Genomic DNA, 24,161 nt, shown 5'->3' with positions numbered 1-24,161 from the left:
TGCACCGGCCGGTAGCGTCCCGGTGGAATCTAAGCCCTGCCCATATAGGCCTCCAGGCCGTCCAGGATCCGCTCCAGGCCGAACTCCCCTGCCTGGTCACGTGCGGTGACGTCGGCCTCGGTGGCGGCGACGGCCGCGGCGATCGCGGGAAAGCGGTCGGCGCGGCCGGCGAGCAGTTCGTTCAGCGCGGCGCTCATGACCTGTTCGGGCTCCTTGGCCCGCGCGCTGCCCAGCCCCATCGAGGCCGACACCTGGGCGAGGGCGCGGACATGGCCGCTCACCACGACCACGGCGTCGAACTGCTCGCCGCCGCTCAGGCCGGTATCGGCGAGCGCGGCGACGGCGCGTTCGGTCCAGCCGAGTTCGTTGGGGCCCATGACGCGGGGGCCGACGGCCGCGCCCAGTAGCCAGGGGTGCCGTTCGTAGACCTCCGTCAGCGCCTGTGCCCAGGCCCGCAGCACCACGCGCCACTGCTCGGCGCCGGCCGGGCCCGGGGTGTCCGGCGGCGGTTCCCCCATCGCCATGTCGATCATCAGCGCGACCAGTTCGGTCTTTCCCGGCACATAGCGGTACAAGGACATCTTGGAGAAGTCCAGTTCGGCCGCGATCCGCTGCATGGAGACCGCCCCGAGCCCGCCGGCGTCGGCCAGGGCCAGCGCCGTCCGCGTGATCCGCTCCAGGCTCAGTGCCGGTTTGGGACCCCGGCCGGGCCGTTCGCGCCCGCCCCACAGCAACTCGACGCTGCCCGCCTGATCCCCGAACACGCTGCGCTTCTCGTCATCTCCTGCCACCCCCGCATCCTAAAACTGCGTCCGTGGTACACAAAACTGCGTCCATCGGATACAGTTTCTTCTGTCAGTCCGACCGATCGACGGGGGAGCGTGCGATGGCGTACGAAGCAGCAGGGGGACACGGCGGTCCGGAGCGGCCCGAACGGGCCAGGGAGCGCGGGGCGGTGCCCTCACGGCGGCGCAGCGTGCTGATCTCGGGGGCCAGCGTCGCCGGGCCGGCCCTGGCCTACTGGCTCGGCCGCTACGGCTTCCGCACCACGGTGGTCGAGGTGGCCCCCGCCCTGCGGGGCGGCGGCTTCGCGGTCGACTTCCGCGGCACGGCCCACCTCCAGGTCCTGGAGCGTATGGGCGTCCTGGAGGACATCAAGAGTCACAGCACCGGCGGCGGCGCCCCGCTGAGCTTCATCGACGGACAGGGCCGCCAACTAGCCTCCATGCCCGCCGAGGTCGCCGGCGGCGAGGTCGAAATACTCCGGTCGGATCTGTCCCGCATCCTCTACGAGCACAGCCTGGCTCCGTCGCCCGGTGCCGCCCCCGGCGGTGCGCCCGAGTACGTCTTCGGCGACTCCCTCTCCGGCCTGACCCAGACCGCCGACGGCGTGCATGCCACGTTCGAACGGGGCGCGCCGCGCACCTTCGACCTCGTGATCGGCGCCGACGGCCAGCACTCCACCGTGCGCCGGCTCGCCTTCGGCCCCGAGGAGGAGTTCGTCAGCCACCTCGGCTACTACGTCGCGGCTTGGGACCTGCCCGAGGACGCGGGGGACCTCGGCGCCCGCCAGGTCGGCTACGGCGAACCGGGCCGGCTGGCCACCGTCGGACGGGTGCCCCGCCGTGACCGGGAACCGGGCTACACAGGCGAATCCTTCTGCGTCTTCGCCGCGGAGGAACTCTCCTACGACCGACGCGACCTCCGGTCCCAGAAGGCGGCGGTGGCCGCGGCCTTCGAGGGAGCCGGCTGGCGGACCCCGGAGCTGATAGGGAGTCTCCGGGGCGCCGGGGACCTCTACTTCGACTCCATCAGCCGCGTCGACGTGCCGACGTGGTCCACGGGCCGCATAGCCCTCCTGGGCGACGCCGCCCACGGTGCCACGGTCGGGGGGATGGGTACCGGCTCGGCGGTCGTCGGCGCCTATGTCCTCGCCGGTGAACTGGCCCTCGCCGACGGCGACCACGCCACGGCCTTCGCCCGCTACGAACAGAAGCTGCGCCCCTATGTGACCCGCTGCCAGGAGGGCGGCCGCGGCGCAGGCGAATTCCTGGCCCCGCCCACCCAGCAGGCCATGGACGCCCGCAACGCCCTCCTGAACGACCCGTCCGCCCTCGCCGCCATGCTGGGGGAGGGGCAAAAACTCTCCGCAGCGATCGAGTTGGCGGACTACCCGTCACTGGTGGAAGCGACGGCGGCCGTTCCTGCCGGGCCCATGGGTGGGAGTGGGATACGGACGGGGTGAGGGGCGGGAGAGGCGTGAGAGGGGGAGGAGGGGGGAGGGGGAGGGAGGGGCCGCGAAGGGCAGGGCCGGCGCGGACCCGGCAGTTGGGCGGCGTGTACCCGTTGGCCGGCACGAACCCGTCAGCCGGGCGGCGCGGCCTCAGCCCGCCCCCGGGCCCCCGGCCCCCGCCGCTCCCGTAGCGGAAGTGTTGTGCGACGTCTGGTATGCACGCTGAGCCGAAAGGGTGCTCTGGGGTCAACGTGATTGCCCGGTGTGCACTCTTCTGGATTACTGGTGGTGCCTGGTCGGCGGGCCGTCCATCCCCCTCGGGCTTCGGTAGTCGGCCCACCCACCAGCCCTCTTCGCTGCAGGGCTCGAAGGGCGGCCAGTGACGCGACGGCCCTTTTCACCGGCCAGAGGTGAGCCGGCCGTGGCGCGCCGCCTGCGTCGTCCTCCTGTGCGGCCCGGCTGCTGTCAGTGCCCGGTTCCGGCGTGTGCCTCACCGCTGTCACGAGCGGGCCGGGCTACGCGCTCACACAGCAGGAGGACCCAGATGTCCACATCCACACCGCAGCCAGCACTGCCTCCCTTCGGGCCCACTCTGATCGCCGCCCTGCCGAACTCGGGGCCGCCCGGGGGCAACAACACCGTGACGCTGATCGGGCTCGGCCTGGCGGGCGCCACCAGCGTCCTGTTCGGCGGGGCGACGGCGACCATCGTCGGGCAGGACCCGCTGGGCCTGACCGTCACGGTCGTGGCCCCGGCGCACGCCGCGGGCACCGTACAGGTCACCGTCACCACCGGCAGCGGTACCAGCAACCCGGTGAGCTACACCTACGTCGCGCCGGTCCCGCCGGTCGCAGCGACCATCACGCCCAACGCGGGGCCGATCGCGGGCGGTACCTCGTTCGTCATCGCCGGGTCGCATCTGCAGAACGCCACCGTCACCATCGGTGGCAACGCGGCGACCGTGGTGGGCACGGACCCGACCGGCACGGTGCTGCTCGGTGTCACTCCCGCCGGGCCTGCCGCGGGAGGCAATGTCCCGGTCGTGGTGACGACTCCGGGGGGTACCGCGAGTGTTCCCGGCGGGTTCACCTACCTGCCGCCGGCTCCGACGATCACCGGTACGGTGACGCCGGCCACCGCCTCTGCGGGAGCGACGTTCACCATCGTCGGGACCAACCTGGCCGGTGCGACGGTGCTGTTCGGGGCCGCGCCCGCCACGAGTGTGGTGGTCAGCGGCAGCATCCTGACCGGGGTCGTCCCGCCCGGAACCGTCGGTTCGACGGTGCAGGTGACCGTGCAGACCGCGGGCGGCAGCGCCAGCGCGGGGACGTTCACCTACGTGTGAGGGCCCTCGCCAGGGGCGCCGGTCCGGGCTTCGGCCTGAGGTCCACGGGTGCGTGCGGGCCCGACCGGACCTGGCCGGAGCGGCCCGGTGCGGTCACCTCTGAGGCCGTTGCAGGAAAAGGGTTCGGCCCCCGCCCGGTGTACGGGCGGGGGCCGGACTTGCCGGTGGTTCCCCATGGCTCTGCGCGGGGAGGGGATGCCGGTCGGGAGGCAGATACCGCCGGGCGTCCTCCAGGGGGCGCCCGGAGGCGCCGCACAGCAAGGGCAGCGGCAGCCCGGCATCCGCCATCCAAGTCAGTCCGGTGTGCCGGAGGTCCTGGCGCCGGAGGTACTCGTGACCGAGCTCGGCCACCACATCGTCCCAGCGGGTGGTGTCCCGCAGGACGGCCGCGGTGAAGCGGCTCCCGTCCGGACCGGTGAACAGCCGGGCGTGCGGGAGGTGGCGCGCCGATTCCAGCCGCGCGGCGGCCAGTTCGCGGGCGGCGGGGCGCAGCGGCACCACCCGCTGGTGCCGGCCCCGGCAGGCCCGGTCGCCGAAGCCGTCCGGTTCGGACACGGTGAAGCGCTGGACGTGCCAGGTCCAGGTGCTCACATCGATGTCCTGGGCCTGCAGGGCGGACACCTCGCTGAAGCGGGTACCGGTCCAGGCGGCGAACCGGACGACGTCCCCCCATCCCTCGTGGCCGTCGGAGGACCGCTGCACGAGCGAGGCCGCCAGCCGCTCCAGCGTCTGCACGTCCGGCAGGGCCAGCGCCCTGGGCGTGCTGCGCTCGCTCTGCGCCCGCTGGTACTCCTGCTGCCAGCCGGCCACCCGGGCCGGATTGGCGTCGAGCACCCCGTCGCGTACGGCCTGCTCCAGGACGCGGACGAGCACGGCAAGGCTGTTCTTCACCGTCGACAGGCCGCATTCGTCGGCGATCCAGCAGTGCAGGGCGCGATTGACGACCCGGCGGGTGACCTCGCGGACGGGGACGTGGCCGATGCTGGGTACGACCCGCAGCCGCCACCCGGCCTGGTACGGGGACATGGTCAGCGTTTCCAGGCCGTGCATCGCGGCCGGCCACCGCCGTTCCCCGTAGGCGGCGAGTGACATCGCATGGATCTCGTCCCCGGGGGGAAACGGATACCCGGCGTCATTGTTCATTATCGAATCACCCTTGTCTGATCGGGGAGTTATTCGGCCGGCCGGCACCGATGGCGCGATTCACTCGGGAGCGCGAAATCGGAATCGAGGAATCCGGTCACCCCTTGCCCGGGGCGGTGCAGTGAACTGTGAGCTCCGGCGGAGAGCACTTTGGCGTGCTGTCCGCCACGGAGGGGGACGAGGGCCGGCCCCAAGGCCGGAAAATGTCCGAGCTCTACAGCGCGGACGGTCCGCGCCGGCGGCCTCCCGCGGATCAGTCACAGGTACGGGAGAATTGTGGACGCAGCGCCAACTAGGCTAAGTGCAAAGGGAGATGTGGCTGCGGAGCGGGAACGCGGGATGGTGTAATGACTTCCGTTGTCATGGTCGTGATGGTTCGACGTCGCCGCGTAATGCCGGACGGTCGGTCCGGATGTGTTCCGCGCACAAGAATGACAAGCGCCCGCCCTGCCTGGCCAGGCGGTTCCAGCTGGTGACCGGGCGGGCGCGGTCGGCAATCAAACGCTTCATCAGCCATGTGTGGAATAAAGGCATCTACTAAGGCCATTGCGCAAGTTGGTACGAGTTTCCACTTTTCGCGCTGCTCCGAACGGGTGGCCTTATCGATTGACTGTTGTAGCGCGACGAGCCGCATGGATAACTAGTTCCATCCAACCGGTGGGCCGCCCATCCTCTCCGGGGAGCGGCACCTGGCCTACCCGTTGGCCCGGCCCCAGCGCCTGGTTGCGGTCAGACCGAGATGCCGTATGGGCGTCCCCGGTAGAGGGTTTTGGATCCGTCAGCCGGTGCCGATTCCTCGGCACCGGCTGATCGGCCCCCCACATTCGGTCAGGGGGCTTCAATGCGAACTCTTTCCTTCATTCGCTGGATCGACGGTGTCCGCACCGGGATCCTGAGCCTCACCGCGGCGGCACCGGCACCCGGCTCCGCCGGCGACGACACGAGTGTCACGACCCCGGCCACCTACGGGAAGTCGGCGTTCGCCACCCCGGTCGACCCGGCACCCGCGGCGGACAACGGCCGCTGGACACCGGCGCCTTACGGCACCTTGCTCCTCAACGCTCCCCGCGACACCGGCAGTTCGGGTGCCGCGGGGCTCCGGCGCACCGGCGCGGCGTGCCCGGCGGTACGGCGGCGCCCCCTCGCCCGCCTGAATCCCCGCGGGCGGTTCCGCCTCCGCGCGGCGGGCGGACCGGTGCCCGTCCCCGGCGCCGGCGGACGCCTCGTACCGGCCGGGTCCCTCGTACCGAAGGCCGCCGGCGCCGCCCCTGCCGCGGCCCCCCGCCGCCCCCGCCGCCCACGCCACGCTCCGGCCGCCCTGCCGGCCCCTGAGGGCCGGGACACCGTCCCGGATACCCGCGCCCCGCAGGGCCCTGTCCCCGGCTGCACCGGCTGACGGCTGTCCCCCCGCCCGGCGTCCCCGCCGGTGCCTTCCGTCGGACCGGCTTCCGCCGCCCCCGCCACGACCGGTTCCGGCCGGCTCCCACGGCACCTCCAGGTAGGTCCCACAACCTCGACGCCAAGGAACAGCGATGCCTCTCTCCCCGCACCAGGGGGCCACCGGTGGCGGAGCCCCGGTCCCCCCTCCCCCCACCCGTAGCGGCCCCGCCGACGCCACCGCGGCGCCATGTGGGCCCCCGCCGGCCGCCGCCGGCCCCGCGTCCACCCCCTCCGACGCCTCCGCGCCCACCGCGCCGCCGTCCCCCACGGCCGGCCCGGTGGGCGCCGTGCTCCCCGCCGACGGGAGCTCCGACCGCGCCGCCGAGGGCGCCTTCACCTCCATGGCACGGCCGGTCCGCTGAGACCGGCGTGCGCCCGGCGCGGGTCCCGCGCGCAGCTCCCCGGCACCGTGTCCGGCCCGCCGCCCCGCGGCCGCCGACCTGCACCCCGCCGCCACCGGGCCGTCCGCTTGGCCGCGGATCCGGACACCCGAAACGGCGTCCCGCCCCCAGGGACGCCGCCGTGACCGGCCGGCCCGCCCCCCACCGCCCCCCCGGCGAACCGCCCCTCGCCCCGTCGCTCCACCGGACACGGCCGGTCCGGTGGCGCACCGTCCTCCTCGGCCGCAGCCCGCAGTGACTGCACCCGGGTTCCCCCCACGGCAACTCCCCGCCCGCCCCACAAACCCACTGCGACAGAACACCGGAGAAAACCATGGCGAAAAGAACAATGCTGGTCCTCGTCGACGGGCCGGAGGGAAATTCCCTGCCGCAGCACGCACGTGACGCCGTGAACGACCCGATAAGGGTCCTGCGGGGCAACGGGTACGAGCGTTTCGAATTCTACGGCGAATACGTGGACGTCGGCGGAGAGCCGGTCCCCGTCTACCGCTGGTGCTACCGCACAAGAATCGCCGAGTAGGCGCCGTGCGGTCCGCAGGAGAAAGCCGAGCAAAGAGGAGAAGGAACATGCGGAATCTCAGGAGTGAAGGAGTCCGGTCATGACGCGAGTATCAGGGCACTCCGAAAGCCGAAATGACGGCCGGAATGTGGTCGTCACCGGTGTCGGATTCTGTCTGCCCGGCCGGACGGAGCCGGTCTTCACGGCCGACGACATGTGGGCTGTCGTCTCCAACGGCCAAACCTGCCTCAAGCGTGACGAGGTCTACTACGGCTCGGTGGATCTCACCCAGGAGATGTTCGACGAACGCCTCCCGGATGTCCCGCCGTTCTTTTCCCGGCATTACACCGCGGCCCACCGTTACGGTCTGGTGTCGATGGCGGAAGCCACCGCGGATGCCGGACTGACATTTAACGGCGGGGCGCTGAGCGAAGCGGCAATACTGGTCGGGCGCGGCGGTGTGGACGCGAACATCGAAAGCTATCTCTCGGTGCTGAGAGCGGATCCCGGAAAGACCACCGCACCGGAAGCCATGGAGCTGTTCGTGGCCGCTCAACAAGCCATCACGCCGTCGGACGTCGCACTGGTCCAAGGGGCCCTGACCCGTACCAACGGCCCCTGCTACACCGTCTCGTGCGGTTGCGCCTCGTCGGCCGTGCAGATCGGCAACGCCCGGCGGATGATCGCCGAGGGCGAGGTCGAGGTCGCGGTCGTGACCGGGGTCGACGTGTTCAACGTCCACCTCATCCAGAACATCCAGCGGCTGCTGGGCGGGGCGCAGCAGACCTATGACGCGCTGCGCACCACCGACATGCCGGAACTGCTGCCGTCCTTCACGTCCCTGATGCGGCCCTACGACCGCCGGGCGGACTGCATCAACCACGGCGAGGGCTCCGCCACCGTGATCCTGGAGAGCCGGGAGCACGCCGCCCGGCGCGGTGCGCACGTCTACGGACAGGTGCTGTCCACCGCCCTGACCCGCGACGGCCTGGCCAACCCCCTGGCGTGCGAGGAGACCGGCGCGGAACTCGTCACCGCCGTCCGCCGCTGCCTCGGCGACCGGTGGCACATCGACGACGTCCCGTATGTCCACGGCGGCAGTGACGGCAATGTCGTCGTCACCACCTTCGAGGCGAACGCCGTCAAGGAGCTGTACGGGCCCGACAGCACGGTGCTGATGACGTCCCAGGAAGGCTGCTTCGGCCACAACGGCGCACCGGCCGGCTGCCTGGGCGTCGCCATGACGCTGATGATGCTCGAACGGGGACAGGTGTGCCCGACGGCCAACTGCGAACAGCCCGTCGAGGGGCTGCCCTTCGACCCCGTCCCCGGCATCCGCCCCCGCGCGCTCGATTTCGACTACGCGCTGTCCCTCAACTACCAGGTCGGCGGCGTGAAGAACGCCATCCTTCTCGGCAGCCCGGAAGCCGTGTGACGAAGGGCAGATCACCTCCCACGTACGGAGACCCCGATGAGCAACGACACGCACGGCTCGACAGCCGAGACGCAACCCAGACTCGCAACAGAGAACATCGCCGTGATCGGCATGGGATGCCGGCTCCCCGGCGACACCGATTCGCCCGCGGCCCTGTGGCGGCTGCTGGTCGAGGAGCGGGACGCGGTGGGCGACCTGCCCGAGGAAAGACGGCGCCTGGTCCCCGGGGGTCTCCCGGGGCCGGCGGAGGGGGAACAAACCCCCCGGCAGGGTGGCTTCCTGCGCGATGTGGCGGGCTTCGACGCCGCCTTCTTCGGTGTCTCAGGACGTGAGGCCGATGTCCTCGACCCCCAGCACCGCCTGCTGCTGGAGGTCACCTGGGAGGCCCTGGAACACGCCGGCCTCCCGCCGGACCGGATGAACGGCACCCCCACGGGTGTCTTCGCCGGCATCAGTTACACCGACTACATGGATCACCTCGCCGGACACCCCCAGGAACTGGAGGGGTCGATCCTGACCAACGGCCACTGTGTGGCCGCCGGGCGGATCTCCTACCTGCTCGGGCTGCAAGGGCCGTGCGTGGCGCTGGACACCGCCTGCTCCTCCTCGCTGGTGGCCGTGCACATGGCACGTCAGGCGCTGTCCGCCGGCGAGTGCGACCTGGCGCTCGCCGGCGGCGTCACGCTGACCTTCCAGCCGCGCATCACCCGGTCGTTCGCCAGGATGGGCATGCTCTCGTCCGGCGGGCGCTGCCGGACGTTCGACGCCGACGCCGACGGGTTCGTGAGGGGTGAGGGCTGTGGTGTGGTGGTGCTCAAGCGCCTCACGGACGCGGTACGGGACGGGGACCGGGTACTCGCGGTGCTGCGCGGCTCGGCCACGAACCAGGACGGTTCCTCCGAAGGGCTGGCGGCACCATCGGTGACCGCCCAACGGGCCCTGTATCGGGACGCCCTGGCCCAGTCCGGGGTCGACCCGCGGGACGTGGGAATGGTGGAGACCCACGGCACCGGCACCCCGGTGGGCGACCCCATCGAGTTCGCCAGCCTCTCCGACGTCTACGGCAACGGCCCCGGCCGCTGCGCCCTGACCTCGGTGAAGACCAATGTGGGGCATCTGGAACCGGCCGCCGGCGTCACCGGACTGATCAAGAGCGTGCTGTGTCTGCAACGCGGCACCATTCCGGCGAACCTGCACTTCCGCCGCTGGAATCCGGCCATCTCGGCCGTCGGCACCCGGCTGTTCGTCCCCACCGAGCTGAGCGCCTGGCCCCTGCGGACGCCCACCCGGCTGGCCGCGGTGTCCTCCTTCGGCTTCTCGGGCACCAACGCCCACGTCCTGCTGGAGCAGGCCCCGCAGTCCCCGGCCGTCCGGCGGCAGAGCTCCGGGCGGCCCGCGCAGCCGCCGTCCGAGGTCTTCCTGGTGTCGGCGGGCTCCCCGGACGTGCTGCCGGCCGCGGCCACCCGGCTCGCGGACTGGATGGAGGGCGACGGCGCGAACCTCCCGCTGCACGACCTCGCGCACACCCTGGCGCTGCGGCGCTGCGCGGGCCGCGGCCGGATGGGCGTGGTGACCTCCGCCCGCCGTGAACTCATCGGCTCGCTGCGGGCGTTCGCGGCGGGGCAGCGGCACCCGGCGGTGGTCACCGGCGCCGTGGGCGCCTCGGTCGAGCGGCAGCCGGTGTGGGTGTTCTCCGGCCAGGGCTCCCAGTGGCCCGGTATGGGGCGCGGACTGCTGAAGGCCGAACCGGCCTTCCTGGACGCGCTGACCGAGGTCCATGAGCTCATCGCGGCGCAGAGCGAGGTCTCCGTCCTCGACGTGATCCGGCACGGCAGACCCGTCCAGGGCTGCGGCACGGTGCAGCCGGTCCTCTTCGCCCTCCAGGTCGCCCTCGCCGCCACCTGGCGCGCGCACGGCGTCGAACCCGCCGCGGTGATCGGCCACTCCATGGGCGAGGTCGCGGCGGCGGTGGTGGCCGGTGCGCTGTCCCTGGCCGACGGCGTCCGGGTGATCTGCCGGCGCTCGGGGCTGCTGAGCGACATCGCCGGCAGCGGCAGCATGCTGAGCGTCGGACTCGATGCCGCCAGGGTGCGCGAGGAACTCGCCGACAGCGCGGCCGAGACGGTGTCGGTGGCCGTGCTGTCCGCGCCCGACTCGACCGTCGTGGCCGGGCGGACCACGGAGGTGAGCCGGCTGGCCGCCGCCTGGGAGGCCCGCAAGATCCCGGTGTTCCCGATCGCCGTGGACGTCGCCTCGCACTGCCCGCTGGTGGACCCGGTCCTGCCGGCGCTGCGTACGGCCCTGGCCGGGCTCGCACCCCGGTCGCCGAAGGTGCCGTTCTACTCGACGGTCGTCGATGCCGGGGTCACCCCCGCCTTCGACGCCGACTACTGGTGCGACAACCTGCGCCGCCCGGTGCGGTTCGCCGAGGCGGTGGCCGCCGCGGCGGCCGACCGGCACGTGGTCTACACCGAGATCTCCCCGCACCCCGTCGTCACCCACTCCGTCGAACGGAGCCTGGCCTCACTCGTCACCGACCCCGTCGTCCTGCCCACGCTGCGCCGTGAGGAGGACGAGCAGACCACGCTGCGCACCCAGCTCGCCGCCGCGCACTGCGCCGGTGTGCCGGTGAACTGGCGGTATCTGTACGACGACGGCAACCTCGTGGACGCCCCCACCGTCACCTTCGACCGCCGCCACCACTGGGCCGACGCCGCGACGGCGCCCGCGCAGGCCGCCGAGGCGCCCCGGGCCCCGCTGCCCGGCCGGCACTCCGAGTTCCCCGGCGAGCCCGTGCGGCACAGCTGGCGCGCCGACGCCGGTACCGACGCGCTGCCCTGGCTCGCCGACCACAAGGTGCACGACAACCCGGTCTTCCCCGGAGCGGCGCACTGCGGTCTGGCGCTCGCCGCCGCCTGTGAGGTCTTCGGCGCGGCACCCGACGAGGTGGAGGTCACCGACGTCCACTTCGAGCAGCTGCTGCGGCTGGGCCCGCGGACCGAGGTCTCCACCGTCGTCACCCTGACCGCACCGGACCGGGCCCGGTGCGAGATTCTCGCCCGCAACGAGACCGGCGGCTGGGAGCGGCAGGCCGAGGCGGTGCTGCACCGGCTGACCGTGCGCCCCGAGTTGCGCCCGCGGTCCGTCGAGGCGATGAGCGTGCGCCATCCGATGCCGATGGAGCCCTCGGCGCTCTACGACAGCCTGCGCCGGCGCGGACTGGACCACGGCCCGGCCTTCAACGGCGTCCTGGAACTGCACACCGGCCGCCACAACGACAGCTTCTGGGCCAGGGTCGGGGTACCGGCCCAGGCGCAGACCCCGCCGTCCGGGCTGCCGCTGCACCCCGTCCTGCTCGACCTCTGCGCCCAGCTCGCCGTGGCGCCGCTGATCAACGAGGAGGACTCCGCGCTGGTGCTGCCGGTGCGGATGCAGGCGCTGCGCATCCTCGGCGACCCCGACAGCGCCGTGTACTGCCACGCACACGTCAGCGAGATCACCCCGGAAGTCATAGTGGCCAACGTGCGCCTCCTGGACGACAGCGGCGCCGTGGTCCTCGTCGTCAACGGTATGCGGTTCGCCCGGCGAGCCGCGCCCAGTGCCGCGGCGGTCGACGACTGGCTCCTGGACATCGGCTGGCAGCAGGCCCCCCGGGTGACGCCGGACGGCGCACAGGCACCGGGCAGCTGGGTCATCGTGGGCGAGGCGGACGGCTCGGCCCAGGCACTGGCCGCCGCGCTGCGCAAGCACACCGCCCGAACGGTGGTCTGGGACCGCGCCCTTGACGGCGGCTCCCTCACCTCCTTCCGCGACACCCTCACCGGCCGCCTGGCCGCCACCCTGGAAGCCCCGCGCGGTGTGGTGCTGGTGTGCGGACCCCCGGACGACGAGGACCCGACGGTGCAGTCCCTGCGGCGCACCCGCAGGCTGCTCGGCGCGCTGCAGTCGCTCGCCGCCACCACCACCGGGGCGCCACGCCTGTACGTCGTCACCCGCGGGGCCCGTGGCGTCGTGCCGGGTGACGAGGTCGACCTCGGCCAGAGCGCGCTGCGCGGCCTGCTGCGGGTCGGCGCGCTGGAACACCCCGAGGTCCGGCCGGTATCGGTGGACACCGACGCCCAGGACCCCGGGCCGCAGGAGGTGGCCCTGGAGCTGCTCGCGGACGCGGCGGACGACGAGGTCGCCCTGCGGGCCGGCAGCCGCTATGTGGCCCGCCTGGGGCATGCCCCGACCCAGGGCGCACAGGACCGTGCCGCCACCCCGTGCACCGTGCGGTACGGGGCGGACGGGTTCCGGCTGCGCGCGTCCCGGCTCGGTGACCTGTCGAGCCTGGAGTACGCGGCCACCGGGCGGCGCGCGCCACGGCCCGGCGAGGTCGAGGTGAAGGTCACCGCCGCCGGCCTCAACTTCCGCGATGTGCTCACCGCCATGGGCCTGCTCCCCGGTGACCTCGACGTCCGCTACCGGATCGGCTTCGAGTGCTCCGGTGTGGTCAGCGCGGTCGGCGACGGGGTGGAGCGGGTGCAGGTCGGCGACGAGGTGCTCGCGGTCGATCTGCGCGGCGGGGCCTTCGGCTCGTTCGTGACCCTGCCCGCCGAGACGGTGGCCCCCGTCCCGTTCGGCATCGACCCGGTGGCCGCGGCCGGCCTGCCGATCGCCTTCCTGACCGCCTGGTACTCCCTGCGGTCGGTCGCCCGGCTGACCGCGGGGGAGCGGGTGCTGATCCACTCCGCCACCGGCGGCACCGGTCTGGCGGCGATCGCGGTGGCCCGGCTGCTGGGCGCCGAGGTGCTGGCCACGGCCGGCAGCGAGGACAAGCGCCGCTATCTGCGGGGCATGGGCATCCGCCACGTCATGGACTCCCGGACCCTGGAGTTCGGCGAACGCACCCGGGAGGCGACCAACGGGGAGGGCGTCGACGTCGTCCTCAACTCGCTGTCGGGGGCGGCCATCCGGACGGGCCTGGAGACGCTGCGCCCCTTCGGCCGCTTCGTGGAGCTGGGGGTGCGCGACATCATGGCGGACGCCCCGCTGGGCATGCTGCCGCTGCGGCACAACGTCACCCTGAGCACCGTCGACCTGATCGAGCTGCAGCGCAACCGGCCCGAGACCTTCGCGTCGGTGTGGCGCGAGGTGCTCGGCGCGTTCGAGGAGAGCCGGCTCAAGCCCCTGCACTGCACGGAGTATCCGCTGTCCGAGGCCACCACGGCCTTCCGCACCATGGCGGCCGCCGACCACGTCGGCAAGCTGGTGCTGACCGTGCCCGACACCGGGGAGGCCGCGGCGGTGCTGCCCGATCTGGACATGCCGGTGCAGGAGGGCGGGGCGTACATCGTCACCGGCGGACTGCGCGGCCTGGGCCTGGCCACGGCGAAGTGGCTCGCGGCCCACGGCGCCGGCCATGTCGTGCTCAACGGCCGCTCCGCCCCGACCCCCGACGTCGCACAGACGCTGGCCACCACGGTGGGCAGGTCCGCCAAGGTGTCGGTGGTCCTCGGCGACATCGCCGATCCGGCCACCGCCCGGCGGCTGGTGTCCACCGCGGTGAGTGACGGCTTCCGGCTGCACGGTGTGGTGCACTGCGCCATGGTGCTGGACGACGCCGTGCTCACCAACGTCTCCGACGACCAGTTGGCGCGGGTGTGGCTGCCGAAGGTGGACGGCGCCTGGCATCTGCACCACGCCACCGAGGACCACCCGCTCGACTGGTTCGCGGCGTTCTCCTCCATGGCCTCCCTGTTGGGCAACCCCGGCCAGGGCGTCTATGCCGCGGCGAACTCCTGGCTCGACGGGTTCGCCGCCTGGCGCTCCGCCCAGGGGATGCCCACGGTGGCGGTCAACTGGGGCCCGTGGGGCGAGATCGGTGTCGCCACCGACTTCAGCCGCCGCGGCTACCGCACCATCCCCACCGACCAGGGGCTGGCGGCCCTGCAGACGCTGCTGTCCCACCGGCGGGTGCAGACCGGGGTCATTCCTGGCCCGCCGGAAACCTGGGTGCCGCCCGCGGGCCGGCATCTCCCGTTCTTCAGCGCGGTGTCCGGCGATGCCCCGCCGGCGGACCGGAACACGGCTGTCGAGAACACCGACGACATTCGTGCCCAACTCGCCGCCCTGCCCACCGGCCTGGCGCGCAGATCAGCTCTGGAAGACCATCTGGCGGGTCATGTCCGTGATGTTCTCCGACTGGGCAAAAGCTCTCTCGATCCGCAGACACCGCTGAAGTCGCTGGGCTTCGACTCGCTGTTGGCCATGGAATTGCGGGTACGCCTCGACCGTTCCTTCACCCTCACCCTGCCGAGAAACTTCGTCTGGGAACACCCGACGCTGGCCGCCCTCGCGGCCGGTATCGCGGAACAACTGGGCCTGGATCTCTCGGCGGCCTAGCCGCAGCGTTTACGCAGCACGCCCGGCGGGTGGGCGAACGCCCGCCGGGCGTGCGCCGTGCCCGGTCACCGGCGCCGTGGGACGCCCCGAACTCCGCCCACCGGCCGCGGCGTTGAGCACCACCCCGGCCGCATCCCGCCCGCCGCCGAAGAACTTCGGCGCCGCCCATTCAAAACCGGCGGGATTCCTGATACATTCTCGCCGCCGCCTTGCTGCGGCCCCTTGCGTCTTTCCGTCAATTGTATTGGCCGGAAAGGCGCAACCGTTTTTTTATGGTCATAGTATTTCACCTCGCACCATCCCCGGCTGCTTCCTCTGCTGCGCTGTGCGCCTTCCGGGCGGACTGCCGCACTGCTTGAATTAACAGGGGAAAGCAAAGCCGAAAGCGGGCCGGTACGCACCGGCGGCGCGGCGCACTTCGAAGGCCGCTCGGATCGCCCGAACGATGCCGCTGGCAGTGCTTCATGAGGCGAAAGCGACATCGAAGTCCATGAGGTACACAGGAAAGGGGTAGTCATGTTACCCACCACAATGCATTCGGCCGAAGTCATGGTGACCGTCCGGCATATAGCCAGCTGGCCCCGGGAATGGAACGAGGTCGTTCCGGCCGACTGCTGGAGTTCCACGCCGCGTGTGGAGCTACGGCTGCCGGCGCTGAAGCGGGCGGTGCCGGTGTGCCGGAGCCTGGCCCGCGCCTGGCTCGACGGACAACGGATCCATGACGACGACACCCGCTTCCTCATGCTGCTCGTCCTGTCGGAACTGTGCACCAATGCGATCCAGTATTCCGCCGGCACCCGTGTCACCTGCCGGATATGGAGGTCGGAGGATCTGCTGCACATCGAGGTGCACGACCGCGGGGGTGCGGCCTCGGTGCCCCGGGTGCGTCACCCGGGCGGGGAACAGGAGCACGGCCGCGGTCTGGAGCTGGTCGCCACGTTCTCCTCGCGCTGGGGCCGCAGGATCGAAGCCGACAGCAGCTGCACCGTCTGGGCAGCGGTGCCGCTGGCGGCCGGTGTGAACCCGCGCAGGGCACCGTAACGCACGTGAGGCCGCTTTCCGCGGCCGCCACCCTGCCACGCCCGCTTCCGCAAGGGGGAAGCCGGCGAGCAGCCCACGACCGAACACCCCAAGCGGCCGGGCGGACCGCCAGCCGGCGACCGGTACACCGCCGCTGCACCCCTTCGGGGGCTCCCTCCGCCGACGGCCGGACCGGCACCGGCTCCCCACCGCCTCCCCGCGAGCCGGGAGCCGTCCGGCCGTCGGCACCCGGAGGACCGGCCCCTCCGCCGTCCCCGCCGCACCGCCCTCACCGCGACACCCGCATACCGCTCTCCAGGACGAGGGTGTCGAAGGCGCGCACCGGCTCGGTGTCGCCGAACGGCCGCAGCTCGTCCTGGAAGTTCTGCAGATACCGCTCCCCGAGCGCCGACTTCAGCCTGCCGAGCAGCGCCACCCCCTCCATCGCCGCCCGGCAGGCCTCCTCGACATCACCGGCCTGCACTAAGACCGTGGCGAGCAGCAGCAGATCGATGGCCCGGCGGCGCACCCGGGTCCGCGGGTGCCGGGCGAGTGCCTCCTCGGCGCGGCGGGCGGCCGGCCGCGGCTGCTTGAGATCCCGGTAGCAGTGCGCCAGTTCGTCGGCCAGATAGGCCCGGTCGAAATGCGCGATCCACTCGGGACCGTCACCGGGGACGACCTGCGTCATCGCTTCCATGGCCTTGTCCGCCAGTATTTTGCACATCCTGGCGTCCCCGAGCATGGCGTAGCCGCGGGCCTCGGTGGCGTAGAACATCGCCTGGGCCGACAGCGGTGCCCGGCCCCGGGTGCCTTCCTGCGCGGCCCGGGCGAGCTGCACCGCCTCCCGGGAGCAGCCCGCGCCGACGGCGAGATGGCTCAGCCCGGCGGCCAGTACATAGCCGCCGTAGCACCGGTCGTCCGCGGCCTGCGCGAGCCGCAGCGCCTGGATGTAATACCGCTGGGCCAGGCCGGGTTGCCCGATGTCCAGGGCGGTGTACCCGGCCAGCTCCGTCAGCCGGGCCGCCGCGGCGAACAACTGCCGTCCCGTCGTCTCCCCGTAGCTCCCGGCCATCAGCCCGGACAGCACGCTGCTGAGGCAGGACACCACCACGGGCCGGACATAGCCGCTGCCCACCCGGTGATCGAGTTCGGCCAGCGCCTGGGTGGTCGCCCTGACCAGCTCCACATCGGTCATCCCCACCCGCGGTCCCAGCTGCCGGTGGCGCGCCACCTGCGGGTCCGGGGAGCTGATCAGCCAGTCCCGGCTGGGTTCGACCAAGGCCGACGCCGTCATGGCCGAACGTGACAAAAGCCCCCGGGATTCGGCATCCATATGCCATAGTTCACGAACCTGCTCCAGTGCATCGTCCACCGTGGCGGCGAAGTGCAGACCGACCCCGCAGGTCACGCTGTTGCCGTTGGCCATGCCGATCTCTTCCGTCGAGACCGTACGGCCGAGCTTGCCGCTCAGCGCCTCGGCGATGATGGCCGGCACCCGGCCCCGTGGCCGCTGGCCACTGAGCCACCGGCTCACGGAGGTCTTGTCGTACCGCAGATCCAGACCCTGGGCCTCGCCCAAGACGTTCACCTGGCGCGCCAGCGCGGAGTTGGACAGTGAGGCTTCCTGGATGAGCGACCGCAGTCGTTGGTTGGTCTGACGCGCGACGAGTGGTCGGGCGGCCATGTTCGCCTCCAAGCACATGCCGCCAACGCTTCACGTTGGCATATCCAGAGAACGGGATGGGTCAGTCTTTACCCAACAACCAGGACTGAATCGCGATGACCAAAGTCAAGTCGTCACCTGGGCGTTGCCCGCAGTAGCAAAGGGGCATGAAGGGGCTTCAGTCATGTGCCCCTCACGCCGGCCCGTCCCGACGCGCTCCCGTCGAACCCTCGCCGCACACCACCCCCCACCGCGCACAACCACCCGCCCCCGAGCGCCACCCCGCACTCCCCGCCACGCGTGCAGATTTCGGCCACGGTCGGGAGGGGAGCGACCGTGGGGGCGAGCCAGTCGGCGCGGTGGCCTCAGCGCGGCCACTTCTCCGGCGTACTGCTGGTGATCACATCGCAGACCGCGGGCTTTCCGGGGCCGGGCGACGTCCCCTTGGCGACCACCCGTACGCCGTCGAGCAGGATGCGGCAGGACGCGATCCCGTCCTCGGCGGGAGTCACCTCCACGCGGGCCTCGGCGCCGGTGTTGACGACGACCTTGGTGCTCCACGGAAGCTTGGTGGCGCCGAGCTCTTCGTCGCGGTGCTGCGTCTTGGACTGATCGGGGTTGTGCCGGTAGCGCACGGCGGTGGCCCGGGCCTCGCCGCGCACGGACCTGCCCTCATAGGTGAGGTACCAGCCGTTCCCGCCCCGCTGCTCCTTGATCCACGTGATGTTGCTTCTCGCCCACAGCACTCCGCCGACCACCAGGGCCGCCACGAGGAAGCCGAGCAGGATGAGAAGGAGGGTGCCCCGGGAGGAGCGGGACGATGGGTTCCGGTCTGCCATGAGCCTCGGCTCTCCGTGCTCTGCCTGCGCTGTCCGGCCGCCCGAGCCCGGGCCCTCCGGTCGATCCCCACGACTGTAGGTACGGATTCGCCGGCCGGACGTCGCCCGGCCGACGGATCCTCGATCACCCTGCGGTCGTACGACGCGGCGGCCGACCGAGACCATGGGCGTATCGCCCGGGCGGCGGGACACAGGTCCTGATGTGCTCCCCGGTGTCAGTCCGCGGACGGGAGGGAGCCGGCCGGGGCCGGCGCCGCCTGGGCCCCGGCGGCGCGTCCGGCTTGCTGCGCCGGGATCCGGCGGACGCATTCGATGAGGTAGTCGCCGGTGTCCGGGTCGAGGGTGACGCCGTGGGTCTCGCTGCGGAAGCCGGGGAAGCGCCGGTCGAAGGATTCCAGGGCGGTCAGATAGCGCAGCAGCGGGCCGTCGGGGGTGCCGGTGTTCTCGCCGGGCATCAGGACGGGGATGCCGGGCGGGGTGACGGTGACCATGGCGGCGGCGATCCGGTCGGCCGCGTCGGCCAGCCGGACCCGTTCGGTGCCGCCGCGGATGAGCTGCTGGTAGCAGTGCTGGGGCGGGGTGACGGGCTCCGGCAGTTCCTGGAAGGCGGTGTCGAGCAGCTCGACCAGACGGGCCTCGCGCAGATGGTCGTGCATCTCCTGGCACAGTGCGCGCAGGGTCTGGCCGGTGTAGCGCCGGGGGTGGGCGGCGACCAGCTCGGGCAGCAGGCGCTCCAGCGCGGTGTCCTGGTCGTAGAGCGTCTTGAAGTCCATCAGGGCGTCCATCAGGGTGCCCCACTTGCCCTTGGTGATCCCCATGGAGAACAGGATGAGCGTGGTGTAGCTGTCGGTCTTCTCCACCACGATGTTCCTGGTGGCCAGATAGGCGGTCAGGACGCGCGCGGGGATGCCCAGGTCGGCCATCCGCCCGCCGGCGTCGATACCGGGGCAGGTGAGGGTGACCTTGACGGGGTCGAGCAGGCAGTAGCCCTCGGCCAGGCCGGCGAAGCCGTGCCACTCGGCACCGGGCTCCAGCTGCCAGCAGGACGGTTCGGTGCGCAGCAGCTCCGCCGGGGCGTCGGCGAAGGGCAGCCGCTCCCCGGAGGCGGGGTCGACCACGGACTCGGGCTGCCAGACGCCGAAGAACCAGTCCGGCCGGTCCCCGGCGGCCGCGATGCGCCGGCCGATGCGGACCATGCTCTGGCGGAAGCGGATGGCCTCGGTCACCGCCTCGTCGATCAGCCAGCGGCCCTGGGGCCCGTCCATCATCGCGGTGGCCACGTCCAGGGAGGCGATCATCGGGTACAGCGGCGAGGTCGTGCCGTGCATCATGAACGCCTCGTTGAACCGGTCGTGCTCCACCGGCGCCCGGGGCGCGGGCTTGACATGGACCATGGCGCTCTGCGACAGCGCGGCCAGCAGCTTGTGGGTCGACTGGGTGGAGAACACGGTCGGCCGGTCGGGGCCGGGGAAGGTGTCGGGGCCCACCGCCATGCCGTAGCGCCCGGCGTAGAGGGGGTGGAAACGGGCGTACGCGAACCAGGCTTCGTCGAAGTGGAGCCGCGGTGTGCTGGGTGCCAGGGCTCGGGCGACCTGGAGGGCGTCGTAACACAGGCCGTCGTAGGTGGAGTTGGTCAGGACGGCGTACGGGGCCTCGGACGACACCGCGCCCTGGGCGAGCGGGTTGCGGGCGATCCGGGCCGCGATCGACCGCGCCTCGATCTCGGCGGGCGGCAGCGGGCCCGCCAGCCCGTATCCGTTGCGGGTGGGGACCAGATAGACCGGCCGGGCTCCGGAGAGGACCAGACCGTGCAGCACCGACTTGTGGCAGTTGCGGTCCACCAGCGCGATCTCGTCGCGGGTGACGCTGAAGTGACCGACCATGCGGTCGCAGGTCGAGTCGCCGTGGAGGACGAAGTAGGTGCGGTCGGCGCCGAAGACGCGGGCGGCGTTGCGCTCCGCCGCGCCGACCGGGCCGGTGTGCTCGAACAGCGAGCCGAGCTCCTCGACCGAGATGGACAGGTCGCTGCGCAGCAGCCGCTCCCCGAAGTAGTCGTGGAAGGCCCGGCCGACCGGGGACTTGAGGAAGGCGACGCCGCCGGAGTGGGCGGGGGTGTGCCAGGAGTACTCGTGCGCGTGGTCGAAGCGGCGCAGGGCTTTGAAGAACGGCGGCAGCAGCTCTTCCTGGTAGCCGCGGGCGGCGCCGGCGACCCGTCCGGCGATGAAGCGTGCGGTGTCCTCCAGCGGCCAGATGTATCCGATCACGGTCTCCGCCACCCACAGTGGCAGGTGTTCGAGGTCCTCGCCGGCCGTGACCAGGAAGACCGGGAGATCCTGGAAGCGCTGACCGATCTGGCGCAGCACGTCGGCGCCGCCCGGCTCATCGGTGGCCTTGCCGCCCTCCGGAAGACCCCAGTCCACCACGGCGGCAGCGAGGCCCGCCTCGGTGCGCAGCACCGCCTGGGCGTCCTCGGCCGTGGACGCCCAGCGCACCTCGAATCCGCAGGCCTTCAACTCCTTGCCGATTCTGCGCAGTTGCTCGGCTGCGGTACCTCCGCTCTCCGGGAGCTCCGGTACCGCGAACAGAACTGTCCCGTCTGTCATGGTGCACCCCTGCGTGTCTCGGCGTATGCCTGCTGGCCCGCACACTGCGCGGCCTGCAGAGAGTGAACGCGACACATACCGGCGGCAGCACCCCAACCGGGGCGAAACCACACCGATGAGGGAAACGGCCCCAGGGGGCTGCTGATTCGGCCCGCGCCTACCGGTGGCTTCGGACTGGCCGGCGCTGTGCCGCGATTAGCGACTCCTCGAACTCGTCCCAGAGGCTGCCGCCTTGGACGCCGTTATCACCGCGGGCTACCGGCGCTTCTTCTTCCGGTCGAGTCGGCGCTTGGCCTGCTTTCGTTGTCCCGTCAGGAGACGCTGGGCGGCGAATCGCTTTCCCATGGCGGTCCAGGTGCGGGCCAGGCTCTCGGTGACCGCCACGGTACGGGTGTGGTCGTCGCCCACTGTGCGGCGCAGGCGGTTGCGCACGTCTTCAAGTACCTGAGCCGCCTCCGGGTATCGGCGGAGCTTGTGCAGGGTGATGGCGAGACTGTGCGCGGATTGCAGGGTGTCGGGGTGGTCGTCGCCGAGGGTGTCCTGTCGTCGTCGAAGGGTGTCCTCGTCCATGCGGCGGGCCTCGTCAAGGTGGCCGAGGTTGTGCAGGGTGACGGCGAGGCTGTGGGCGGAGTCGAGGGTGTCGGGGTGGTTGTCTCCGAGGATGTGCTGTCGTCGTCGGAGGGTGTCCTCGTGCATGCGGCGGCCCTCGTCGGTTTCGCCGAGGTTGTTCAGCGTGACGGCGAGGCTGTGGGCGGATTGCAAAGTGCTGGGGTGGTTGTCTCCGAGGATGTGCCGTCGTCGTCGGAGGGTGTCCTCGTGCATGCGGCGGCCCTCGCCGGTTTCGCCGAGGTGGCTCAGTGTGTAGGCGAGGCTGTGGGCGGAGTCGAGGGTGTCGGGGTGGTTGTCTCCGAGGATGTGCCGTCGTCGTCGGAGGGTGTCCTCGTGCATGCGGTGGGCCTCGACAGTTGCGTCGAGGTCATACAGGGTCATGGCGAGGGCATTGGCGGAGTCGAGGGTGTCGGGGTGGTTGTCTCCGAGGATGTGCTGTCGTCGTCGGAGGGTGTCCTCGTGCATACGGTGGGCCTCGACATGGTCCCCGGCGCGGTTCAGGGCGATGGCGAGGTTGTGGGCGGATTGCAGGGTGTCGGAATGGTTGTCTCCGAGGATGTGCCGTCGTCGTCGAAGGGTGTCCTCGTACATGGCGCGGGCCTCGGCATACTTCCCCAGCCTCGATTTGGTGGCGGCCAGGTCGTTCGCGGAGTGCAGGGTGTCGGGATGGTCGTCACTGAGCACGCGTCGCCGACGCGTGAGGGTGTCCTCGACGAACGTCAGAGCGCCGACGATATCTCCCACATCGGCCGTTGCGTGACCGAGGTACTGCGTGCAGCTGAGAGTGTCGGGGTGGTCCTCCCCCAATTCGCTTGCCCACACCTTGCGTAGGGACGTGGTGAGGCTCAGTGCGCTGCGTGGCTGCCCGCTTCGAATAAGGAAGAAGGCCGTCTTGAGCAGAATGGGCCGTAGCTCGGGCCGATGAGTGAGGTCGGCGTGATGGGCGATGAGGTGAGAGGCCAGAGCGGCCCAGGCGGGCCAGGTATCCGGTACTTCCGGGTTGCCCGGGTCGGTGCTGCTGAGGACGGTAGCGACATCGCGCCGGATCTTTTGCGCCTCTTCGGGACCGGTGTGGTCACGGAGAACTGCCTGGGTGAGGCGATGGATCTGAAAGGTCTCGTGGTCGAGGCGGGCCAGTCCGTAACGGCTGAGCGGCTGCAGGGCGGCGTGTGGCCACATGAGATCGCCCGGGTCACCGGGAATGGTGGAGAGCCGTGAACGCGCGCTCTCCAGCCACCTCGTGGGAATGGGGTCGGGACCGAAGAAGGCACCGAGACGGAGCAGAGCCGCGGCGTCGGGGTGGTCGCTCTCCAAGCCCGCGGTGGCGATGTCCACCGCGGCGGCCAGCGGCGCCGGATAGCCGGGGGCGTCGCCCTCTTCCAGAATCCGTGCCGTGTTTGTGGTGAGGAGCTGGAGGTAGCGGCCGATGGTCATGCCGCTGCCGATGACCCCCACGGCTTGGGCGAGGGCCAAGGGAAGGTCGCCGACATCCCTGGCGAGGAGGTCCGCCTCTTCGGAGGTGATGCTGGGGATTTGGGTTCGGAGGTAGGAGACGGAGTCGGGGCGGCTGAAGACGTCCAAGCCGGTCTGGTGGGCGATACCCCGCCAGTCCGGGTTGCGTGAGGTGATCACGACATGGCCGGAACCCTCGGGGAGCCAGGGGTCGATCTGCTCACGGTTCTCGGCGTTGTCCAGGATGATGAGCCAGCGCTGCTCCGTGCGCAGGTGCTGCAGGAGGGCACGGGCGTTGTGCTCGGACCCGGCCTCGGGCTTGGCGATGCCGAGTCGGTCGGCCAGCTCGGTGTAGTGGACGGGCAGTTGGTCGTCCTGTTCGGCGTCGACCCACCACACCACGTCGTACTGGCCGGCGAACCGGTGTGCGTACTCCAGCGCAATCTGGGTCTTGCCGACGCCGCCCATCCCGTGCAGCGCGCGCACCACCGCCTGCTGCCCGCTGAGCAGTCCGTCGCGGAGCTGCGCGATCTCGGCCTCACGACCGGAGAAGTCGGGGTTGCGGCGGCGCACGTTCCAGACATCGGGCTGACCGGTGGTACTGGGCAGCCGAGGCTTCATGCCGTTCGAGGTGGTGGCCGAGCCGTTGGCCGGAGTGGTGCCGGGAAAGGGAGGCGGGCTGGTGGGGCGGGTTCCGCCGTTGACCGCCTCACGCAGGGTGGCAAGGGCCGTGGTCTCGTCCAGGCCGTGGAGGTCTTTGCGGAGCTTCGCGGCCAGGAGAGGGTGCACCTCAGCGGTGGTGAGGGGTTCGAGCGCGAGCGGGATGACGCGGTCCCGTCGGGCCACCGCGGCGGTCCACTCCTCCTGAGTCCATCGCTCGGGGGCGAAGTAGGACTTGGAGAAGAGGGCCACGACGGCGTCGGCCGTTTCGAGGGCGTGGTCCATGTGGTGCACGAAGTTGTCCCCGGCGCGCCAGTCCCACACGTCGAGGATGACCCGGTGGCCCGCCTCTTCCAGATACCACCCCACCCATTCGGCCCATGGGCGGTCCGGCCCCGCGTAGCTGATGAAGAACTGCTGCGTGGCGTCGGTCAT

14 protein-coding genes are annotated in these 24,161 nt (G+C 71.5%); 8 read left to right on the top strand and 6 right to left on the bottom strand.

The window, feature by feature from the left end:
* Positions 1 to 29: 29 nt before the first annotated feature.
* Positions 30 to 791 carry a TetR/AcrR family transcriptional regulator gene (locus BKA18_RS12845; protein WP_366043265.1) on the bottom strand — a complete coding sequence of 254 codons (762 nt, stop codon included), beginning with the start codon at positions 789 to 791 and terminating at the stop codon, positions 30 to 32.
* A gap of 185 nt (positions 792 to 976) precedes the next feature.
* Here BKA18_RS12845 and BKA18_RS12840 point away from each other — a divergent pair, with 185 nt between their 5' ends.
* Together BKA18_RS12840 and BKA18_RS12835 are read left to right on the top strand one after the other, a co-directional pair.
* Complete coding sequence (locus BKA18_RS12840; RefSeq protein WP_366043477.1) at positions 977 to 2,245, top strand: FAD-dependent monooxygenase; 1,269 nt, start codon at positions 977 to 979, stop codon at positions 2,243 to 2,245.
* A gap of 532 nt (positions 2,246 to 2,777) precedes the next feature.
* Positions 2,778 to 3,578 carry an IPT/TIG domain-containing protein gene (locus BKA18_RS12835; protein ID WP_366043264.1) on the top strand — a complete coding sequence of 267 codons (801 nt, stop codon included), beginning with the start codon at positions 2,778 to 2,780 and terminating at the stop codon, positions 3,576 to 3,578.
* Positions 3,579 to 3,671: 93 nt separating this feature from the next.
* Here the strand turns inward: BKA18_RS12835 and BKA18_RS12830 are convergent, their stop codons facing one another.
* On the bottom strand, positions 3,672 to 4,721 hold the full coding sequence (locus BKA18_RS12830) for a tyrosine-type recombinase/integrase (RefSeq protein ID WP_366043263.1): 1,050 nt from the start codon (positions 4,719 to 4,721) through the stop codon (positions 3,672 to 3,674).
* An 841-nt stretch (positions 4,722 to 5,562) separates the two neighbouring features.
* Here BKA18_RS12830 and BKA18_RS12825 point away from each other — a divergent pair.
* The 6 genes from BKA18_RS12825 (at position 5,563) to BKA18_RS12800 (ending at position 15,921) form a co-directional block, all read left to right on the top strand.
* Positions 5,563 to 6,117, top strand: a complete 555-nt coding sequence (locus tag BKA18_RS12825) for a hypothetical protein (protein ID WP_366043262.1) — start codon at positions 5,563 to 5,565, stop codon at positions 6,115 to 6,117.
* 136 nt (positions 6,118 to 6,253) lie between these two features.
* Positions 6,254 to 6,523: a hypothetical protein gene (locus BKA18_RS12820; RefSeq protein WP_006605516.1), complete on the top strand. Its 270-nt coding sequence runs from the start codon at positions 6,254 to 6,256 to the stop codon at positions 6,521 to 6,523.
* Positions 6,524 to 6,875: 352 nt separating this feature from the next.
* Positions 6,876 to 7,082 carry a DUF5988 family protein gene (locus tag BKA18_RS12815; RefSeq protein ID WP_231976925.1) on the top strand — a complete coding sequence of 69 codons (207 nt, stop codon included), beginning with the start codon at positions 6,876 to 6,878 and terminating at the stop codon, positions 7,080 to 7,082.
* A 79-nt stretch (positions 7,083 to 7,161) separates the two neighbouring features.
* Positions 7,162 to 8,496 carry a beta-ketoacyl synthase N-terminal-like domain-containing protein gene (locus BKA18_RS12810; protein ID WP_366043261.1) on the top strand — a complete coding sequence of 445 codons (1,335 nt, stop codon included), beginning with the start codon at positions 7,162 to 7,164 and terminating at the stop codon, positions 8,494 to 8,496.
* Positions 8,497 to 8,532: 36 nt separating this feature from the next.
* On the top strand, positions 8,533 to 14,880 hold the full coding sequence (locus BKA18_RS12805; RefSeq protein ID WP_366043260.1) for an SDR family NAD(P)-dependent oxidoreductase: 6,348 nt from the start codon (positions 8,533 to 8,535) through the stop codon (positions 14,878 to 14,880).
* 516 nt (positions 14,881 to 15,396) lie between these two features.
* Complete coding sequence (locus BKA18_RS12800) at positions 15,397 to 15,921, top strand: ATP-binding protein (RefSeq protein WP_366043259.1); 525 nt, start codon at positions 15,397 to 15,399, stop codon at positions 15,919 to 15,921.
* 268 nt (positions 15,922 to 16,189) lie between these two features.
* Here the strand turns inward: BKA18_RS12800 and BKA18_RS12795 are convergent, their stop codons facing one another.
* The 4 genes from BKA18_RS12795 to fxsT form a co-directional block, all read right to left on the bottom strand.
* Entirely contained in the window at positions 16,190 to 17,584 is a 1,395-nt protein-coding gene (locus BKA18_RS12795; protein ID WP_093483296.1) for an NsdA family TPR-like regulatory protein, read from the bottom strand.
* A gap of 344 nt (positions 17,585 to 17,928) precedes the next feature.
* A complete protein-coding gene (locus BKA18_RS12790; RefSeq protein ID WP_366043258.1) occupies positions 17,929 to 18,402 on the bottom strand; it encodes a hypothetical protein in 474 nt (157 codons plus the stop codon).
* A gap of 215 nt (positions 18,403 to 18,617) precedes the next feature.
* Positions 18,618 to 21,005, bottom strand: a complete 2,388-nt coding sequence (locus BKA18_RS12785) for an Orn/Lys/Arg family decarboxylase (RefSeq protein WP_366043257.1) — start codon at positions 21,003 to 21,005, stop codon at positions 18,618 to 18,620.
* 255 nt (positions 21,006 to 21,260) lie between these two features.
* On the bottom strand, positions 21,261 to 24,161 hold the full coding sequence (fxsT, locus tag BKA18_RS12780) for an FxSxx-COOH system tetratricopeptide repeat protein (RefSeq protein ID WP_366043256.1): 2,901 nt from the start codon (positions 24,159 to 24,161) through the stop codon (positions 21,261 to 21,263).

It is taken from the genome of Streptomyces auratus (genome assembly GCF_050433025.1).
GTDB classification, from domain to species: Bacteria; Actinomycetota; Actinomycetes; order Streptomycetales; family Streptomycetaceae; genus Streptomyces; species Streptomyces sioyaensis.
Note: the sequence above shows the minus strand (reverse complement) of the source record. Positions and strands in the feature narration are given on the sequence as shown.

Coding starts and splice junctions, on each gene's coding strand:
- BKA18_RS12835 (WP_366043264.1), top strand. CDS start 2,778: ATGTCCACATCCACACCGCAGCCAGCACTGCCTCCCTTCGGGCCCACT.
- BKA18_RS12830 (WP_366043263.1), bottom strand. CDS start 4,721: ATGAACAATGACGCCGGGTATCCGTTTCCCCCCGGGGACGAGATCCAT.
- BKA18_RS12825 (WP_366043262.1), top strand. CDS start 5,563: ATGCGAACTCTTTCCTTCATTCGCTGGATCGACGGTGTCCGCACCGGG.
- BKA18_RS12820 (WP_006605516.1), top strand. CDS start 6,254: ATGCCTCTCTCCCCGCACCAGGGGGCCACCGGTGGCGGAGCCCCGGTC.
- BKA18_RS12815 (WP_231976925.1), top strand. CDS start 6,876: ATGGCGAAAAGAACAATGCTGGTCCTCGTCGACGGGCCGGAGGGAAAT.
- BKA18_RS12810 (WP_366043261.1), top strand. CDS start 7,162: ATGACGCGAGTATCAGGGCACTCCGAAAGCCGAAATGACGGCCGGAAT.
- BKA18_RS12805 (WP_366043260.1), top strand. CDS start 8,533: ATGAGCAACGACACGCACGGCTCGACAGCCGAGACGCAACCCAGACTC.
- BKA18_RS12800 (WP_366043259.1), top strand. CDS start 15,397: ATGTTACCCACCACAATGCATTCGGCCGAAGTCATGGTGACCGTCCGG.
- BKA18_RS12795 (WP_093483296.1), bottom strand. CDS start 17,584: ATGGCCGCCCGACCACTCGTCGCGCGTCAGACCAACCAACGACTGCGG.
- BKA18_RS12790 (WP_366043258.1), bottom strand. CDS start 18,402: ATGGCAGACCGGAACCCATCGTCCCGCTCCTCCCGGGGCACCCTCCTT.
- BKA18_RS12785 (WP_366043257.1), bottom strand. CDS start 21,005: ATGACAGACGGGACAGTTCTGTTCGCGGTACCGGAGCTCCCGGAGAGC.
- fxsT (WP_366043256.1), bottom strand. CDS start 24,161: ATGACCGACGCCACGCAGCAGTTCTTCATCAGCTACGCGGGGCCGGAC.